General features: G+C 57.3%; 15 protein-coding genes and 1 tRNA gene. 6 read left to right on the top strand and 10 right to left on the bottom strand.

The window, feature by feature from the left end:
• Positions 1-29: 29 nt before the first annotated feature.
• The 5 genes from RUM8411_RS04665 to RUM8411_RS04645 all read right to left on the bottom strand — a co-directional run bounded on the left by RUM8411_RS04665 (position 30) and on the right by RUM8411_RS04645 (position 5,812).
• On the bottom strand, positions 30-779 hold the full coding sequence (locus tag RUM8411_RS04665; RefSeq protein ID WP_234995131.1) for an outer membrane protein: 750 nt from the start codon (positions 777-779) through the stop codon (positions 30-32).
• Positions 780-842: 63 nt separating this feature from the next.
• The gene (locus tag RUM8411_RS04660; RefSeq protein ID WP_085821467.1) at positions 843-2,087 is read right to left on the bottom strand and encodes a DUF3179 domain-containing (seleno)protein; all 1,245 of its coding nucleotides are present in this window, start codon (positions 2,085-2,087) and stop codon (positions 843-845) included.
• 46 nt (positions 2,088-2,133) lie between these two features.
• Positions 2,134-3,801, bottom strand: coding sequence for a sulfatase-like hydrolase/transferase (locus RUM8411_RS04655; protein ID WP_085821466.1), 1,668 nt, complete (start codon positions 3,799-3,801; stop codon positions 2,134-2,136).
• 105 nt (positions 3,802-3,906) lie between these two features.
• Entirely contained in the window at positions 3,907-5,544 is a 1,638-nt protein-coding gene (locus RUM8411_RS04650) for a sulfatase-like hydrolase/transferase (RefSeq protein ID WP_085821465.1), read from the bottom strand.
• Positions 5,545-5,554: 10 nt separating this feature from the next.
• Positions 5,555-5,812 carry a hypothetical protein gene (locus RUM8411_RS04645; protein WP_085821464.1) on the bottom strand — a complete coding sequence of 86 codons (258 nt, stop codon included), beginning with the start codon at positions 5,810-5,812 and terminating at the stop codon, positions 5,555-5,557.
• 239 nt (positions 5,813-6,051) lie between these two features.
• On the opposite strand from RUM8411_RS04645, the gene RUM8411_RS04640 reads away from it, so the two are divergent.
• Complete coding sequence (locus RUM8411_RS04640; protein WP_234995130.1) at positions 6,052-7,263, top strand: tetratricopeptide repeat protein; 1,212 nt, start codon at positions 6,052-6,054, stop codon at positions 7,261-7,263.
• A gap of 144 nt (positions 7,264-7,407) precedes the next feature.
• On the opposite strand, the gene RUM8411_RS04635 is transcribed toward RUM8411_RS04640, so the two are convergent.
• The 4 genes from RUM8411_RS04635 to RUM8411_RS04620 form a co-directional block, all read right to left on the bottom strand.
• Positions 7,408-8,382, bottom strand: coding sequence for a sensor histidine kinase (locus tag RUM8411_RS04635; RefSeq protein ID WP_085821462.1), 975 nt, complete (start codon positions 8,380-8,382; stop codon positions 7,408-7,410).
• Positions 8,379-9,056 (bottom strand): response regulator transcription factor, encoded by a 678-nt coding sequence (locus RUM8411_RS04630; protein ID WP_085821461.1) that lies wholly within the window; start codon positions 9,054-9,056, stop codon positions 8,379-8,381. The genes RUM8411_RS04635 and RUM8411_RS04630 overlap by 4 nt, the downstream gene beginning before the upstream one ends.
• Entirely contained in the window at positions 9,053-10,618 is a 1,566-nt protein-coding gene (locus tag RUM8411_RS04625) for a DUF4153 domain-containing protein (protein ID WP_085821460.1), read from the bottom strand. The genes RUM8411_RS04630 and RUM8411_RS04625 overlap by 4 nt, the downstream gene beginning before the upstream one ends.
• A 292-nt stretch (positions 10,619-10,910) precedes the next feature.
• Positions 10,911-10,985: transfer RNA gene (locus RUM8411_RS04620), tRNA-Gln, on the bottom strand.
• Between the two features lie 308 nt (positions 10,986-11,293).
• Between RUM8411_RS04620 and RUM8411_RS04615 the strand changes: the two genes are divergently transcribed.
• Positions 11,294-12,202 carry a haloalkane dehalogenase gene (locus RUM8411_RS04615; protein WP_085821459.1) on the top strand — a complete coding sequence of 303 codons (909 nt, stop codon included), beginning with the start codon at positions 11,294-11,296 and terminating at the stop codon, positions 12,200-12,202.
• Between the two features lie 21 nt (positions 12,203-12,223).
• On the opposite strand, the gene RUM8411_RS04610 is transcribed toward RUM8411_RS04615, so the two are convergent.
• Positions 12,224-12,745, bottom strand: a complete 522-nt coding sequence (locus RUM8411_RS04610; RefSeq protein WP_370738029.1) for an SH3 domain-containing protein — start codon at positions 12,743-12,745, stop codon at positions 12,224-12,226.
• 138 nt (positions 12,746-12,883) lie between these two features.
• Here RUM8411_RS04610 and RUM8411_RS04605 point away from each other — a divergent pair, with 138 nt between their 5' ends.
• The 4 genes from RUM8411_RS04605 (at position 12,884) to RUM8411_RS04590 (ending at position 18,572) form a co-directional block, all read left to right on the top strand.
• Entirely contained in the window at positions 12,884-13,870 is a 987-nt protein-coding gene (locus RUM8411_RS04605) for a 2-hydroxyacid dehydrogenase (protein ID WP_085821604.1), read from the top strand.
• A gap of 51 nt (positions 13,871-13,921) precedes the next feature.
• Entirely contained in the window at positions 13,922-15,715 is a 1,794-nt protein-coding gene (ggt, locus tag RUM8411_RS04600; RefSeq protein ID WP_085821457.1) for a gamma-glutamyltransferase, read from the top strand.
• Positions 15,716-15,727: 12 nt separating this feature from the next.
• Entirely contained in the window at positions 15,728-17,140 is a 1,413-nt protein-coding gene (locus RUM8411_RS04595) for an FAD-binding oxidoreductase (protein ID WP_085821456.1), read from the top strand.
• A 94-nt stretch (positions 17,141-17,234) separates the two neighbouring features.
• On the top strand, positions 17,235-18,572 hold the full coding sequence (locus RUM8411_RS04590; protein ID WP_085821455.1) for a hypothetical protein: 1,338 nt from the start codon (positions 17,235-17,237) through the stop codon (positions 18,570-18,572).
• Positions 18,573-18,653: the final 81 nt, after the last annotated feature.

Below are 18,653 nucleotides of genomic sequence, written 5' to 3'. Positions count from 1 at the left end.
CGACCCGTAAGAGCCGTACTTCCTGCCAATTAAAACCGGTATGTGGCACCGAACAACGGTCCGGACTGGCTGAATTCATAGTCCCTACCGTCAATCTCGTGATCAAATGAGATATACCTGTACCCGCCCCGCAGCATCCATCTGTCGTTGATGGCATAATCCGCCGTGACCAAAACCGACCAAGTCTGGCTGCCACTGCGGAACCCGCCATAGTCGACATAAGTTGTGCTGGTCCATTTGTCGGACAGGGTGAACCGCGCCCGCGCGCCAATAATCGGGTCAACCCAGCTGTCGTCTGCGGTATTGGTACGGCCGGGCATTGTTCCGGGTGTAAGGGTGAATTCAGTTTCCGTGCTGTACCATCTGAAACCGCCTGTCAGATCTACTGAGACCAGCGGATCCTGACGCACCCGGTACCCAACCGCTGCCGTCAGAAACTGGGTCTTTACCGACGTATCCAGATCCGAGTTGGCCGGGCCGGGGGCTGTGTTGCCGAAGGACAGGTTTGTGTAATTGTAATCCGCCAAAACGCTCCAGCGCCCGTTTGTTGCGGCCAGCGCGCCCATAAAGGCAAAGTCCAGATTTTCTAACGCGTCCGAAAAACTGAGCGTCCCATCCACCTGTCCCAAAGCCGTTTCAAAGCTGGTATCTGTTTCCGGCATGAACAGATAAATGGTCGCCTCATAGGACCAATCCGATTGCTGGGCCGAGGCGGCGGTCGCCATTGTAGCAAACAGCGCCATCCCCACAGCACTGCTTTTCAATCCTTGCTTCAACACTATTGAGTCCCTCCAATTACTGGGTTGTATCATTATCTCTAAGACGGTTCGGGCGGGTCATAATCATGCCGCCGCTTTGTTGGTTGTCCGCACGTCCGAACCGACGCGGTTTATGTCGGTGTCCGGGAAGAATTCGGACCATACATGCCAGAAAACACCTGCGCGCAAGGTTTCGACCCGTTGCAACTGACCCTGATCCGACGCGCCCCAGAAATCGCAGCGCGTAACCGGCTTGCCGCTGTCATTGTACCAGACACCAAGGCTTTCATATCTCGGGTCCAGGCTTATAACAATGTCGCGTCCACCGGCAGTGGCGTTGACGATCCAATTGTTTTCGATGACAAAATCATCCGTCCAGCACGCGGCGTCCTGGCCGATCGTGACACCCCAGACATAGGTTTTGTTCGGCAGCCGGTCATCCGAGTGGTCCATATTGTCCATCACTGGTGCATCTTCCTGATGCTGGCGGCTGATGCCCCAGCCAAAGGTGATTTCGGTCACCATGTCCAGCAGTCGAAGCAAGGGATTTGGGGACGGTTTGTTCAAAAACACCTCACCCTCTGGAAACGCCTTTTGAAAGCCGCGAAAACTCATGCGATAGGTCGGCCACGGTTTCATCTGCGCCTCAGGGCGCACAGGGCAGGCGGGGCCAGTTGCAGACGAGTCGCGGTCAGCCTCGCGAAAGCCATAGATGTGCTGGATCGGCTCGCCGGTTTCGTTGTCGCGAAGGATCAGGTTGTTGCCATGCTGGGCCAGAACCTCAAGGTTCAGGCGCTTGCCTTCGATCCGGGGCGCATAGCCCTGGCCAAGATTTGCCATCGCACAATAGGTCATCACGACGTCTTCGCCACCCAAGCCGGTCGCGTCGCCCGCTAGATGCGGCCGCATGATCTGAGCATCCGGATGCGCACGGGCGTGGCCGTTGTTGTCAATGACGATGACCGGGGCGGTGGGGCCGACATATTTCTGTGCCTCGCTGATAGGAAAAAAGGCTGCATCGTTCAACTGATTGCGCAGCCCCAGATGCACCCAGACATAGGGAAACCCATATAGTAAAACCGTCAGCACTGTTCCAAGGCCCCAGGCCCAGAACGGCCCGCCGCCAATCAGAAAATGCGCTATAGTCGCGACCCCGTACCCGCCCAGACCGATGGCGATCAGACGATATTCGTGGCGAATAAAGCGCACCATGTTTTTGCGCTTTACCTTCAATACCATCTGCGAAATATCCCCCAGGTCCCGAAAGTAGACAAAGCCGATCCCAAGCGAAACGGTAAAGCCAAGAGCGAAGAGTACGTTTCCTGCCATTTGGACCTCCTGATGTTTGAGTTCGGATACCGTGGACTGCGACCAATTATTGCTGTGGTGACGCACGCTTGATCATAAATGCCTCAACAGCTTGCTGCGTTTCCGGACGAACGTTCTCAATCCCTTCATAAGGCACGCCGTAAGCCGGAGGGGTGTCGGGGTACTTTTCCTTTCGCGCCATGTGTCGCGCTAGTATGCGCACGAACTCCTGTCCACCCCACGCGCCTACTTCGGTTGAGACAGAGAATTCTTCGCGGGTATCACGATAGAGATCGAAGAATTTGGCCGCGATTGGGTTTTTACCCGGCGGGGGCAAGATGAGTTTGAGCTGATCTTTGACGATCGCTTCGGGTTTCTTGTCTGAATAGATGATCACATGATCGCGGCGTGATTTGGATTCATCGTCCAAAAGCAGCGCGGCGGACTGATCAACTCCGTCGATTAGGCGGTCGCGCGGAATAAACTGATCGGCGCCGGCAAATCGGGACAGCGTTGTATAGAGATCAGAGACATGAATGATGCTGTTCAGCAACCCGTCTGCCTCGATCATGCCTGGCCACCGGATAAAGGCATCCACTCGCACGCCACCTTCGGTAGTGTCGGCCTTTCCACCACGGAAGATCATTGGAGTGAACCCGGATTGCGGGGAATACTTGGTGAAATGGCCATTGTCGCCCATCACGACAATGATGGTGTTATCGGCTAGTCCAAGTTCGTCTACTTTAACGAACAGATCACCAAGCCATTGGTCCAGAAGCTGCATCTTGTCAACGTAGAGACCACCATTGGCGCTCTTGGGGCCTGTGCGACCTGTACGAGTGTTGTCCAGTGGGATCATCGGCCAGTATTGCAGGAAGAACTGTGCTTCACCTCCTGCCAGACGTTCCAATTCTTCCATAGTTTTGTCTTGGAAGGCTTGGTTCATCTCGTCGTACTTGGCGGCATTCCAGCGTTCGGCGGTTTCCATCCGGATTTCGCGAATTGGACCGTCAGGATCGCCTTCGATGACAGTCATCATAGCAGAGGCATCAGGGCGAAACCATTGGTCGACGGTGTACTTGTCGTCGTAGTCCCGAATTGCTACCGAAACCTGCTCTTTGATCGCGTCGTCATGGAAAATCGTTAACTGACCTTGCTGGTGGATTGCGTGCTGGGCATAGTCAAACCCCTGATTCATCGCCCAACTTTCCGGAATATCACCCATGTGCCATTTGCCGACATGGCTGGTTGCGTAACCGGCCTGCTTCAGTACTTCTGCCAGAGTCACTTCTTGACCCGGAAGGCCTTCTCCGGCGATGTCGACTTGCGTATTACCCATGCCCATCCGCACCGGCAAACGCCCAGTCATCTGTGCCACCCGCGTTGGTGTGCATGAAGGTTCGGTGTACATCCGAACCATGCGCATGGCCTGATCCGAAAAGTCGTTAATGTTGGGGGTTTCATACCCGCGTACGGCGTTAAGTTCAGGTATGCCCATATCGCCGAAACCCAGATCGTCGATCAACACGCTTATGATGTTGGGTGGATTGCCGTCGTTTGCTTCCCGAAATGCCGCTAGAGCGTCATCAACCGCAGCATCATCATGCTCCCATTGCTCTTCGTGCTGAGCTTTTAGTATGTAAAACTCGGCGTCGTGCTGAATTGGGTTTTCTTGAGCATGGGCCGATGGGGTCATAAACCCGATCGTCAGAATAGTCGACCATGTCAGTTTCATTCCATTCTCCCACGTGTCTGCGTGATGTGATCAGTGACTAATCCGCAAAATCATTGTCATATATAAATATTACAATATCAGACAGAAGATTTCTACGGGCCTGTCTCATTGCCAGCTCATGAACACCTCACGCGTCAGTTCCGTTTCCGGGCGCAGGTTGTCGATGCCGTCATAGGGCAGGCCTTTGCCAATTTCAGAATGCGGATACTTCGCGATCATTTTTTGGTGGCGTTTGACCATGTCCTGAAAAGACGCCCCAGCCCAAAGCGAGTACCCGACCAAAGGGTGTTCCTCGCGCGGGTCGCGATAGATGTTGTAAGTCGGCGCGGCCGCGCCGGGCTGTCCGGGGGCGGGCAGGTGCATCTTGAACTCTTGCTTGACCACCGACCGCAGCACCGGGCCTTCGTAGACATACACATAGTCGCGCCGCCCGTTGCCTTCCCCGTTCAGCAACAGGGCCGTCTGGTCGATGCCGTCAATCACACGGTCGCGGGGGATATGATCGGTTGCCCCGGCGATACGGGCCATGGTGGTAAAGATATCGGACACATGAAAGATGTCGCCTGCGGCGCTGTTGGGTTCGATAACGTTTGGCCAGCGGATGAAGGCATCGGTGCGGACGCCGCCTTCAAGATGCTGGGTCTTGCCACCACGGTAAATCAGTTGGTTCAGACCCGAGGTACCCTCGTAATGGTACATCAGGCCATTGTCGGCCATCAGGATGACAATCGTGTTGTCGGCCTCTCCGGTTTGGTCCAGCTTGACCAGAAGATCACCGATCCAGCCGTCTAGCAACTGCAGCTTGTCCGCATGAAACCCGCCGTTCCGCGACAGCGCCTGATCGGGATAGACAAAGTTCAGCGGGTAAAGCGGCCAGTATTGCAGGAAGAAGGGCGCGTCCTCGGCTGCGACCCGTTCCAGCTGTTCCAATGCCTGCTGCTGATATCGCAGGTTCATGTCCTCGTACTTGGCCTGGGTCCAGACCTCACCCGCAGACATGTCGATTTCGCTCGCCGGGCCGCCGGTGCTGCCTTCAACCCCGGCAACCAGACCAAAAGGTTTAAAGCGTTCGTCCAGCAGGAACTGGTTATTCTGCCCCTCGGGCGTATAGCCGAGCATGTTATTGGCCCGCATCGCCTCGGTCGTCATCAGGCTAAGTTGGACTTGCTGATGCAGAGGGAAGGCGGCCCAGTCAAAGCCCTGATTATGTGGATAGGATTGCTCGATATCGCCCTGATGCCACTTGCCGATATGGGCTGTGTTGTAGCCGACCTCTTTCAGGATCTCGGCCAGGGTGACCTCGCTCGCCGGAAGGCCTTCGCCCACCAGGGCAACCTTGACCTCTTCGACCCCTGCGCGAACCGGATGGCGGCCGGTCAGCATGGCCGTTCGTGTGGGTGTGCAGGAGGGTTCGGTATACATCCGCATCAACGACAGGCCTTCAGTGGCCAGTTGATTGATCTGAGGTGTTTCGATCCCCATGACATAGTTCATCTTGCGGTCACCCATCTGACCAAAGCTTACGTCATCAATCAGGATGTACAGAAAGTTGGGCGGCTGACCATCGTTTGCGCTGCGGATTTCGGCCAGTCGGGCGTCGATCTCGGCATCCTGCGTGTCCCAAACCTTGCCGAATTGCGCGCGCAGGAACTCATACTCGCCGTCGTGAACGATCGGGGTTTGCTGGGCCAGTGCAGAACCGGCACTGAACAGCAGAACGGGCAGAATGCTAAGTGGTCTCATCTTAATCCTTTCATTCGTGAACGCGCGTTGCCGGCTGGGCCGGCAAACGCTTTTCGATACTGGTGCGCAAATCCGAGAGGCTTTCGGCCAAATCCGCCAGATACCGGGTTTGCGACATCGCCGCTTCAGTCCGGGCCAACGTCAGTTCGGAGTACACCTCGTGGTAATCCGCGCAGATTTGGTCGAACTCTGAGTCGCCAGCTCTCAGGGCACGCAGTTGTTTGGCCGCGCCTGGGAACTGTGCTGCAAAGAAACGGTCATCTGTCATTGCTGCGGGGTCCGTTAGATTTGTCGCCCAATCATGCCCATATGCGAATGTGACTTGAACGTATTAGGCCGCGTGTTACCGTAGCAACATACCGCCAAGTCCTTACCTGGAAGGGATAGTTCCTGACTGACCCACCCGCCAACGATCAGCAATCTGAACCGCGGTCGCCTTCCCGGGATCAGGTTGAAGCAGCGCTCGAGAGAGTTCTGGCCTCGAAGGAGTTCAACGGTGCGGCCCGAATGCAGTCGTTCCTGTCCTATGTCGTGACCGAGGCGCTGGCTGGTCGGACGGAAGAGATCCGCGCAAAGACCATCGCGATGGATGTCTACGGCTACGAAGTGGATGACTTGACCAAACGCGAAGGGGTGGTGCGTGTCGATGCAGGGCGGGTCCGGCGTAAGCTACAAGCCTATTACGAAAACGACGGTTCGGCGGATGAGGTCGTGATTTCTCTGCCCGTCGGCCGCTATGCGCCCGAGTTTCGGTCGGGTGGGGATATTGGTCGAAACCCGAAGCAGAACCGCAAATTATGGGTGGCAATTGCCGTTGCCGGCGCGTTTGTACTCGGTGGGATTGGGATCGTGACGACGCAGGTCTTGTGGAATTCCGCGTCACATGTGCCCGGGCGCGAGCAGACGACGATCTATGATGTCTCACCAACCCGCGTTGAGGCGATGAACCTGTGCAGTACCGGGCGTGATCTGATATTCCCGATTGTCGACTTGTCGCGTCTGCAACCGGGATTGCTGGTGTTTGAAACCGCGATCCAGCGCGACCCGTTGTATTTCTGCGGTTTTGCGGGTGCGGCGCAAGTTGAAACCATGCTGGCTATTCTTCAGTTTCAACTTCCAGTTGCGGATAAGCTGTTCAAGGCTGCCGACGGTAACAGTGCCCACGCGTTAGAGTTGGCACCGGATGCTCCCTGGGCCCTATCAGCGCGGGCGTGGTATGAGTACGGTGTCGGTAATTTCAGCCGGGCTACCAGCTTGTCTGCACGCGCAACGGATCTGGCACCCGACGACCCGCATGTTGCCGAGTTTGACGCGTTGATTTCCCTCTATACATCTGATTTTCAACGCATCCTTTCGCATGCGGAGCGGTATCAAAACCTGCGTGGGGATGGTGGCGGGCTGGTTTTAGGCAATGCTTTGGGTGCGGCGCAGTTCCATACCGGTGACTATGTGTCCGCGATTGAAACGTTTGAAAACGCCATTGCAGAAGGGGGCGCATTTGGTCCGATCTCGACCGCATATCTGATGGCAGCACGCTGGAACAACGACCAACCCGCCGAGGCGCGTCGTCTGGCGCGGATGTTCGCGAAGACGTGGCCTGATTTCCCTCTGGAAGCCGTGAAACGCCGGGTCTTTGTGGACCCGCAACCGGTTCTGGATTTGACCAAAGCCATGCGAGCGGCAGGGTGGAAGGGTAAGTCGCCGCAAATCACAGAGTAACCATTCTTGTGTGCGAATGAGCATCTAGAAAAAGAGGTTCGTCAGTCTTTGGTAGAAACAAAGAGCCTTGCTGTTTTCAACTCGGATGGTCGCGACCGCCGGCCGGGTGATACTCTGGCCGTTGAACCTCTTGGGTGTAGACAATCAATACACGTCGAACCGGATGGAAAACACTGTTCCAGTTGCTACAGAATCCAGGGTGATATCCGCATTATGCGCGCGCAATGTGTTTCGCACGATTGCTAGTCCCATACCGGTTCCGCCCTGATCCCGTTTCGTTGTGAAGAACGGATCAAAAACACGTTCTGCGTTGCCAACGGAAACACCTTGCCCATCATCCCCAACCTGCACGCAAACCTGCCCGTCGCGTACCTTAGCCACAAGGTGCACGACCTGTCCGCCATGCTCCAGCGCGTTGTTCAGCATTTGGCGCAGGACCACCAGCAGGCCTTCGGGGCCGATCGGAAGGTCAACTTGGCCGCCCTCCAGGTTAAACGCCAGAGCCGGAAAGTCGCTCCGTAAAGTGTCGGCGACATTGTCTAGTGTAGCCGAGCCTTCGTGGCGGGCTTCGCGGGCGCGGGCCACCTGTCGCATCGCTTCGATCTGCTGCTCCATTTGATGGGTGGCGCTGGCGATCTGGTCAACAAGACGCAGGTTCTCGTCAGATAGCGCAACATCGTCACGCAGCAGTTCCGCGGCGGCTTTCAACGTTGCGACCGGGGTTTTCAGCTCATGCGTGACATGGTCGGAAAAGCTGCGGATTGTAGTCTCGCGGTTGCGCAGCGTGTCTGCCATGTCGATCACGCTTTGGGCGGTGATCCGGAGCTCTTGCGTGCCGAAATGAGCCGGTGGCTGCGATGGTTCGGCTGGGTAGCGGGCAACCTGTGTAGCAAAGCGTTCCAGGGCGGTTATCGGCCGCAACAAAAGTCGGACCAGAAGCCAGCCCAGAATGGCCGTCACTACGGTAATGATCAGCCCCAAAAGAAAGGCCGCATTGCGGTATCCAAGATCGGGCCCAAGGTATCGAAACACCACAAGCCCTGTTAGCGACAAAAGCAGGGTGCCGCACAATGCACCGCCCAGAACAAAGGCAAGGCTTGGGCGCCACCTGCGCCTCATGCGGTGATGTCCTGAATCCGAATGCCGACCCCGTGCACCGTTTCAATCGCATTTGCGCAACCAGCCTGCGCCAGCTTGCCCCGGAGGTTGCGCAAGTGGCTGTCCAGCGTCCTGTCAGACACTTGTGATGAGGTCCCCCAGACGGTGCCGATCAACTGGGCTCGGCTGTGAATCTGGGACGGGCGCTCAACCAATGCGGCGAGCAGCGTAAACTCGGTTGCTGTCAGGGGAATGCTTTGACCGTCCAGTCGGCAGATATGCGCCCCGGGGTCCAATGTGATCCGACCATGGGACATGACGAACGTTGGGCGCGGGCCCGAAGTGCGTTTCAGAATGGCCCGCACCCGCGCTACCAATTCACGCGGGCTGAACGGTTTGGTGACGTAGTCATCGGCCCCCATTTCCAGGCCCAGAATAAGGTCGATCTCATCATCGCGGGCGGTCAGGAACAGGATCGGGACCTCGGATCGGGTCCGGATGCGGCGACAGACCTCAAACCCGTCCAGTTCCGGCAATCCGATATCCAGCACGATCAGGTCGGGTGTTTCGCGGGCTGCGTGGGTCAGGGCGATCTGGCCATCGCTGGCGGTCACCACCCTAAACCCCGCGCGTTCCAGAGCCAGACCAACCAGATCCCGCAGGCCGGGGTCATCATCAACCAACAGGATCTTCATTGCGCCTCGCTATATGTATTTGTCGCAAGATAGCCATTCACACGCGCAGTGCGAAAGTCCCATTCGCGCCAGTTTAATTGTGTTGGCTCCGGATGCACACAGTCAAAAGCCCAGCCGGGTATATGCAGAAGCGGTTGGCGTTTGGTCTGCGCAACGATTGCCGTGGCCGCTGTGTGCCCGAGGCTGCACACATATACCCAGTCAGTGCGGTCAGTTTTTCCCGAATGCGCCGCACGCGACAGAGTGTCTGTCGCGATCAGCGCCGCGAAATTGACAAAGGTGCACACGTATAGGGTGCCGACACCAAGGGCCGCTATCCGTAACACCAACCAACCTGAGGATCGCTCGCGCAGAACCTGCCAGGTCACCATTGCCAGACCCAGCGCCACCAAACCCATCCAGATCAAGGCATAAACACGCAAGTAGGTCAGGCCGAATGCGCCAATGTAAAGGTTCAGACGGAAGGCTGCCGATAGGGTCAGCAAGACATTCTGCGTCAGCCACAGCAGTAGCAAAGGTTTCAGAGCAGGGTTTTGATTCAGGAACGGGCGCGCGGCCAGGGCAAAGGTGCCAGCCAGCAAGGCTGTGGCCAGCAGGGGATAGGCCCCGCGATGCGCGTAAGTGGCGTGGCTCATGCCCTCGGGTAAGGCAGCGCGCCCAGACAAGATCGAGATATCCATCACACTTTGCAAAGCCAGCATCAGGTTGAACAGCACCAGCGCCCGAAACACTGACCCGGCATTCAACACGCGAGAGCTATCCCAACTGGGCACCGACAGGTTGACGGCGGAGCTTGGGGCGGTGGCCGACAGGAATGGCCAGATCAAAAGTCCCAACCCAACCCAAAGCAAGCAGCGCCACACCAACGTGAAGACATCGATATCCACGTGCAGCATCCTGATCAACATATGTTCCAGCACAGGGTTGGCGCTGATGAGCAACGTGCTCAGCACCAGAACACCACCCAGAGGAAAAGCCCAGTTGCGGATAAAGGCCCTGACCGATGATTGGCTGGTTTGATCAGACAGGCGGTGGCGATTGCGCCAAATCCGCATCTGCGCTGCACAATCCAGAAGACCCGCAGTTGGTAGCCGCCCCATAAGTCGCAGGGTGGCGGCCGCCAGCCACGGCCCGGTGGCGCGCACGCCAACCGTGTCCGGGAGGTGCAACATGGCAACGGCGCCGAACAGACCCAGCACAAGAAAGCTCAGCGACAACAGCTGAACATGCTCGAGGACAGGTAAGGTCATCAGCAGCAATATCCCGGCAGCGGGCAGCGTTCTTCGACGATCAGAGGCGTCCAGGTTTGCCGCCGCAAATATACACCATGCGAAAATAGCCAGAGATAGGCCGGGTTTATGACCCCAGAACAGCTGATCGCCCATTAAAACCAACAAAGCCAGTGCGCCCAAAAGGGGCACCCATTTGTCATCCTCCCGCGCTGCTTCTGGTGGCCTTACGGGTGGCGATTGGCCCACCTGATAGCCGCTTTCGCTTGCCAGCCACCAGCCGTCGCGGGCCAGAGAGTGGGGAAGGCCACGTATGACGAGTTTCTTGGGCATGTCTTTCTCCGCCTGTAGTTTCCCCAACTGTGGAGGAAACACATGCAGATGATCCGCAGCAGATGTGCAGAGCTTGTGCAGACCGGCTACGGCTGAAGAAGTCCCATCTGATTGTCAGTCTGAGTGGATTGCTTATGATACACCCCTGAAATACAGGCGCATAAGTCACGCGGCAGAAATGCTGGCAACCTACCTAGCGGGTCCTGCCCCTGGAGGAGAAGCTGCACTAAAGCAATGCACCTCCTGCGGTCGATCAGGCACTTATCCGAACTTTATCACAAAGGAAAAATCATGGCTGGGGTGGTAGGATTCGAACCTACGATACACAGTACCAAAAACTGCTGCCTTACCACTTGGCTACACCCCAACGGTGAGGCGCTATCTACGATTGTTGATTGGAGGGTTCAAGACCTTTCCGACAAAAAATGAACATGCCGCGAAAATTATTTTTCGGGACGTGCAAGGGTGTGAATACACCTCTTTAGTTACCAGAGTTTGCGGCCCGATCGACTGGGCCTTGATCGCAGGTTTTTCGCATCGCTGACCAAACGAAATGTTAACCGGCGCCCCTGAACTGAGGCTTGCGATCGGCGGTGTCGGGCTGTTTCATGGAACCATACAAGCTGCAGGGTCGTGGCGACCCAAAGCTATCGTGATCAAAAACACAGGTGAGATATGAAAACCCTGCGCACCCCAGATGAACGGTTTCAAGGCCTCGCGGATTACAGTTTTGCTCCAAATTACACAGATGTAGACGATACCGAAGGCGGCAAGCTGCGTGTTCACTACGTGGATGAAGGGCCACGCGGGGCCGCCCCGGTTCTGATGATGCATGGTGAGCCGAGCTGGTCGTACCTATACCGTCATATGATTTCGGGCTTTGTGGTCAAAGGGCACCGAGCGGTCGCGCCAGATTTGGTCGGATTCGGGCGTTCGGACAAGCCTTCGGAACGCGGTGATTACACTTATGCGCGCAACGTGATGTGGATGGGGGACTGGCTACGCGCAGTCGATCTGCGCAATATTACTCTGATCTGTCAGGATTGGGGTGGACTGATTGGGTTACGGCTTTGGGCTGAGATGCCGGACAGATTCGCGCGCGTTGTTGTGGCCAACACCGCGTTGCCAACGGGCGACCAACCGATGGGCACCGCTTTTGATAACTGGCGCAAGTTCAGCCAAGACGTGCCAGTGTTTCCCGCCGGGGGGATTTTGAAAGGGGGTACTGTTTCACACCTGTCAGACGAGGTCATCGCGGCCTATGATGCCCCATTTCCCGACGAAAGCTACAAAGCTGGGGCGCGGCAGTTCCCGATGCTTGTGCCTGCCTCACCTGATGATCCAGCCACCGCGCCAAACCGTAAGGCCTGGAAGGTGATCCAGGAATTGCAGACCCCGGTATTGACCGCCTTTGGGGCCGACGATCAGATTATGGCCGGCGTTGATACAGTTTTCCAAAAGCTGTGCCCAGGCGCAGCAGGTCAGCCTCATGTCGTGCTGCCGAAAGCCGGACATTTCCTGCAAGAGGATGTCGGCGCGGATTTGGTGAGTCTGACCTGTGATTTCATTGACCGTACGTCGTGACCGCAGGCCAGGGCCTCTGGATCACTCGCGGACTTCGGACGGATCGACCCCCCAGAGGTTCGATTTGAGCGTCCAGCCGCGATAACCGCCCGCTGAAACATAGCACCAGTCAATGCTGCAGCTCCCCAGTCGCGCAACGACACCGGATTCGAATTGCGCGCTGACCTGCGTGTTGGGATCAGGGTTGATGTAGACTGGCAGCATCTCGGCTTCAATCAGTACGGTGCGCACACCGGACAGCAGCGCGTAATGGACCCAGCCCCCGGCACCGTCGCGATCCTGCACCTTGCGCCAATTGCCATATTCAGCTGTGATCTGCAGCGGCATGCCGCGCCGTTTGAAAACCCAGTCGATTCGATGGGTCAACGATGGGCCGCGGCGCACGTTACCTTCTGCGGCCTTCATCGACACATAACGCGGCAGTGGAAGGTTTGTCACAGGGCCGCGCTTGTCCTGCGCGCTGGCGGGCAACGCGCCAGCTGCGATCAGAAATACGGACACTATCGCCAAAAAACGGCGTTTCACCGGTCGAGAACCACTCACTGCCTGTCTGCTCTTGTACTTGTTTATCTTGCTGCGAAAAAAGGTCGTCTCAATAGCTTTGGGGTTCTTGTGCCCCGCCTTATCCTGCGCCACGATGCCATGGCGCGCGAATGTTTGCAAAGCGATGGGAGTGCCAAGGTGACAAGAGAACGTCTGAGTGTTGTCGTAACGCGACGGTTGCCCGAGGCGGTTGAAACCCGGTTGAGCGAATTGTTCGATGTGCAGCTGCGCGACTCGGATACGCCCATGACGCGCGAAGAACTTGTGACGGCGGTGCAAACGGCCGATGTTCTGGTGCCAACCGTGACGGATTCGATCGATGGTGGGCTGCTGGGACAGGCGGGTGAAAACCTGCGTCTGATCGCGAATTACGGGGCAGGGGTCGATAACATCGACGTCGCAACGGCGCGTCAGCGCGGTATTTTGGTATCAAACACGCCGGGCGTCTTGACCGACGATACCGCTGACATGACCATGGCGCTTATACTGGCCGTAACCCGCCGGATACCCGAGGGGTTGTCCGTCATGCAAAAAGGCGACTGGACCGGCTGGTCTCCGAACGCCTTGCTTGGGGGACGGATCGGTGGTCGCCGCCTTGGGGTGCTGGGGATGGGCCGGATCGGTCAGGCCGTCGCTCGTCGCGCCAGCGCTTTTGGGATGCAGGTCCATTATCACAACCGCCGCCGCCTGCGTCCAGAGATCGAACAAGAGCTTGAGGCAACTTACTGGGAAAGCCTGGACCAGATGGTGGCGCGAATGGACGTGATCTCTGTTCATTGTCCGTCGACACCATCGACCTTTCATCTGATGAATGCGCGGCGGCTGAAGCTGCTGAAGCCCACGGCCGTTGTCGTAAACACGTCCCGAGGAGAAGTGATCGACGAAAACGCGCTTACGCGTCAAATTCGTTCGGGTGACATCGCGGGCGCTGGATTGGATGTTTATGAACACGGCACGGACGTCAATCCGCGCCTTCGGCAGCTGCCGAATGTCGTCTTGCTGCCGCATATGGGATCGGCCACTTTGGAAGGGCGGATCGAGATGGGTGAAAAAGTTATCGTCAATATCAAAACGTTCGAAGATGGCCACCGCCCGCCGGATCAGGTCGTACCATCCATGCTGTAAGGCGTTCGGATTAGGCCAAGGCGGCAAATTTCGATTTTTCAGGAGGATACTATGAGACGAAGTCTGATTTCAGGATTGTTTTTGACGGCGTTTGCTTTTGCCGGGCCGACTTTTGCGCAAGAGACCGCAGATGCCGTCGCGCCCGAAGGGGCCTCTGAGGGCCAGGTTCAGGGCCTGACCGACGAGGTCATCGCGGCGCTTGAGGCCAAACTGGCTGGCGAACCGGTGACCTCACAGAACTGGATGGTCGCGGCGGCGAATCCCCTCGCCGTTGAGGCCGGGGCCAAGGTGTTGCGGGCAGGCGGCTCGGCCGCTGACGCGATGGTTGCCGTGCAAGTGGTTCTGGGTCTGGTCGAGCCACAATCCTCGGGTCTTGGTGGTGGTGCGTTTCTGGTCTGGTATGATGCGGCCACCGGTCAGCTGACCACGCTGGACGGGCGCGAGACCGCGCCGTTAGAGGCCACGCACAGGTTGTTTCACGACGATAACGGCGAGCCGCTCAAGTTCTTTGATGCGGTTGTTGGTGGCTTGTCCGTTGGCACGCCCGGCACGCCAGCGCTGCTGGAAGAGGCTCACCGGCGCTGGGGCCGCAGCCCGTGGCCAGGCCTGTTTCATGATGGTATCACCCTGGCTGACAACGGGTTTCTGGTCTCGCCCCGGTTGGCTGGACTAGTTGAGGCAGACGCCGAACGACTGTCGCGTTTTCCGGTGACTGCCGAGTACTTTCTACCCGACGGCGCGCCTTTGCAGCAGGGGCAGCGCCTGACGAACCCGGCCTATGGAGACACTTTGCGGGTTCTGGCCAGTGACGGGGCCGCAGGGTTCTATGGCGGCGAAATTGCCGCGGGGATTGTCAGCACGGTGCGAAACGCGCCGGGAAATCCGGGTGTGTTGTCGGGCGTCGATCTGGCACTCTATCAGGTGATCGAGCGTGAACCGGTTTGCGCCGCCTATCGCAGCTACGAGGTTTGCGGTATGGGCCCGCCGTCGTCCGGAGCCCTGACAGTCGGGCAGATTCTGGGCATGCTGGAAGGCTATGATCTGGCCGCCATGGGTCCCGAGGACGCCAATACCTGGCGTCTGATCGGCGACGCCTCGCGTTTGGCCTTTGCGGATCGTGGTCGGTACATGGCCGATCACGACTTTGTCCCCATGCCCACGCAGGGTCTGGTCGACCCGGGTTATCTGTCCCAACGGGGTGAACTACTTGGCGGAGAGGGCGCACTGACCGAAGTCGGACCGGGAAATCCTGAATTTGATCACGCATCGAACTGGGCTGATGATATGTCGATTGAGCTGCCCTCGACCTCGCATATCTCGATCGTGGACCAGTATGGCAACGTATTGTCGATGACCACGACGATCGAAAACGGGTTCGGGTCGCGGTTGATGACCAACGGGTTCCTGCTGAACAATGAGCTGACCGATTTCTCGTTCAAAACCCACAGTGACGGCGTGCCGATTGCCAACCGGCTTGAGCCCGGCAAACGCCCGCGCTCGTCCATGAGCCCGACAATTGTGATGCAGGACGGTGCGCCTGTTCTGGCTATCGGGTCACCCGGCGGTAGCCGGATCATCGGCTATGTGGCCAAGTCGATCATCGCCTGGGCGGATTGGGATATGGATGTGCAACAGGCGCTGTCCCTACCGCATATGGTCAACCGCTTTGGAACCTATGATGTCGAACAGGGCACTGCGGCCGAAGGGTTCGCGGATGCGCTGATCGAACAGGGGTTCGAAGTTAATCCTCGCGACCTGACCTCGGGATTGCATGCGATTGAAATCGGCGACGTGCTGGTAGGTGGTGCCGATCCTCGGCGCGAAGGTATTGCGCTGGGCGAATAAGGGAGTAACCACATGGTGCAGGCAGCCGCGTTGCCGCGAAACGAGGCCGGAATTGAAACGGCTGTCGGCATTCTAAAGCAAAAGTTCGGGGACCGTATGCAAACCGGGCAGGCGATCCGCGAACAGCATGGTCACACGACAACTTGGATTGAAAACCAGTCCCCGGATGCGGTGGTTTATCCCCATTCGACCGAAGAAGTTTCCGAGATCGTCCAGACATGTGCCCAGCATAAGGTGCCGGTCATTGCATTTGGCACTGGCACCTCGCTTGAGGGCCATGTGAATGCGCCGGCTGGTGGTATCTCGGTCGATCTGATGCAAATGAACAAGGTTCTGGCCGTTCACGCCAGCGATCTGGATTGCGTCGTGCAACCCGGTGTGACGCGTGAGGATCTGAACACGAATCTGCGCGATCAGGGCCTGTTTTTTCCGATTGATCCGGGCGCGAATGCGTCACTGGGGGGCATGGCGGCAACCCGTGCCTCGGGTACCAACGCCGTGCGCTATGGCACCATGAAGGACAACGTCCTCAGCCTTGAGGCCGTGATGCCGGACGGGCAGATCATCCGCACGGGCCATCGAGCCAAAAAATCCTCAGCCGGGTATGACCTGGCCCGCCTGCTTATTGGTGCCGAAGGGACGTTGGGCATTATCACGGAAATCACCTTGCGCCTGCAGGGAATCCCCGAGGCGATCACCTCGGCCCGTTGCTCATTCTCGACAGTCGATGCGGCCTGTCAGGCGGTGATGATGACCATTCAGTATGGCGTCCCCGTCGCCCGGATCGAGTTGCTGGACGAATTGTCAGTCAGGGCTGCCAATGCCTATTCCGGACTCAGCTTGCCGGAAACGCCGCTGTTGCTGCTGGAATTCCATGGCTCTGACGCGGGTGCAGCCGAACAGGCCGAGACATTTGGTCAGATCGCCGAAGAGTTCGGCGGTACTGACTTTGCCGCCACTTCAACCACGGAAGAGCGTAACAAACTGTGGCAGGCCCGACACGACATGTATTGGGCCAGTCTGCAACTGCGCCCCGGTGCGCGCGGCATTTCCACAGATGTTTGTGTCCCGATCTCGCGGCTGGCTGAATGCGTTACCGCAACGCGGGAAAAGGCCGAAGACCTTGACCTGCTGGCACCGATTGTCGGACATGTTGGTGATGGGAATTTCCATACCCTGTTGTTGATCGACATGGATAACCCGGACGAGGTGACCAAGGCGGATGGTTTTGTCGGATGGCTGAATGATCTGGCCATTTCGATGGATGGAACCTGCACAGGTGAGCACGGGATAGGCCAGGGCAAGCGGCCTTATCTGGTTAAAGAGCTTGGATCCGCAGTTCATTTTATGGCTGCAATCAAGCAGGCTCTGGATCCGGATAATATTATGAACCCGGGCAAGATTTTGCCGGGCTCTGAGCCCTGATCTGACATCGGTTTTCTACATCAAAGCCATAACAGTGCCTCAATTTACCGCTATCTGTTTCGCAAAAGAGCAGTGTTAGAATTTGAGGTTTCTAATGAACGCACTAAGGTTCATTGGCTTTGCCGTCGTTATTGTTTTGGTCATAGCCGGGCTGGACTATTTTCAGCAGGACAAAAAGCACGAGGGCACCCTGTCCGTCAGCGCGTACATCGGCACGTTCAAGGCGCGTTTTGCTGCGTATAACGAAGAACTGGATGCCGAACAGCTTGAGCGTGAACGAAAGAAACGCTGGCATGCCGGTGGCAAGCCCTACATGCCTGAAACTGGCGACGGCTGGGTGCGTCGGGCGATTGTCGATCGTGAATTCACGCTTAATGCCCGCGAAGGACCGCATCTAGCCACCGTCAGCGCGGCCGCGCGGCCCCTGGCCAGCAATGTCGCAGTGCAAAAGGTCGAGACGCTAGCCAAAAAAATGGATCAGATCAGCTGGGTCTATGAAAAGGGCGAATACACCCTTTGGCTTCAGGTGCAGCTCAAGAAAGACGCCAGATCTAACTCGCTGGTTGGCAGTATTGCCCAATCCGTGGCCGCGATGGATTTCGGCGGTCGGGATTACGCCCCCTTTGGCGTTATCGGCGGTGTCGCCTATTTCCAGTTTGCGCAGAATGAATACAGCGTGATCACTGTAGATGATCGGGCTTTTTGGGCGATGATCACGGCAACTGTTTCGAATCTGGACGCACCGGCAGGGTTCAACATCTACAAGGGAACACTTGGGCTAGGGCAGGAGATTCGGGTGCAGCTCTATTCGGATGCACCCGCGCCTGAAGTTTACGCCTTCCTGTCTCAGATAGACTATGAAGCGATGAATGGACTGTTGGACAAACCTGTGCCGGGTGTTGCCAATGATGCAGCATCCGATCCCGAAAGCGAGGCCGAGCTGGCCATCAACATGGCTGCGCTTCGGGGAGAGTTCGTTAAGCTGCGGGCAGAACTGGCCCGGATGCGGCTGGACAATATCGACGGGCTGGCGCTGGTGGCCAACTCGTTGGCCGCGCAATACGGCTTGCCCGGTGATACGTTTGATCTGACGGCCAACAACATCCAATCTGCAGATGACCTTGTTCAGGTCGGTTACCGCAAAGGGCTGAGTGACCTGTTGTTGGAGGAAACCCAAAAGGCGGATGCTGACGGCAAAAACGTTCTGGGACGTCTCGTTGCCTCATTTAGCGGTGAGCAAGCCGAAGACGGCACCCAGGCAACGGGTGCACAGGCGGGGTCGGGCAGCTTTTTGGGCGGGCTGAAGTCCATGTTCCAGAAGGGTGACAGCGCCGAAGCTACCCCAGTGCGCGTCAACAAAGGTGGCTCTGGTCTGTCCAGCAAATGTTCCACCAAAGCGGCGTTCAAGAAGTGTACCTTGACCGGCGGGTAATTCCGCCCCTGGCCTAGTTAAAAAGTGACCGTCAAGAGATTGGGGGTCGCTTTTTTAGTATCACTGGTCGGATGAATGTCG

Origin of the sequence: Ruegeria meonggei (genome assembly GCF_900172215.1) — a bacterium.
Taxonomy (GTDB): domain Bacteria; phylum Pseudomonadota; class Alphaproteobacteria; order Rhodobacterales; family Rhodobacteraceae; genus Ruegeria; species Ruegeria meonggei.
This window is presented reverse-complemented; position numbering and strand designations above follow the sequence as displayed.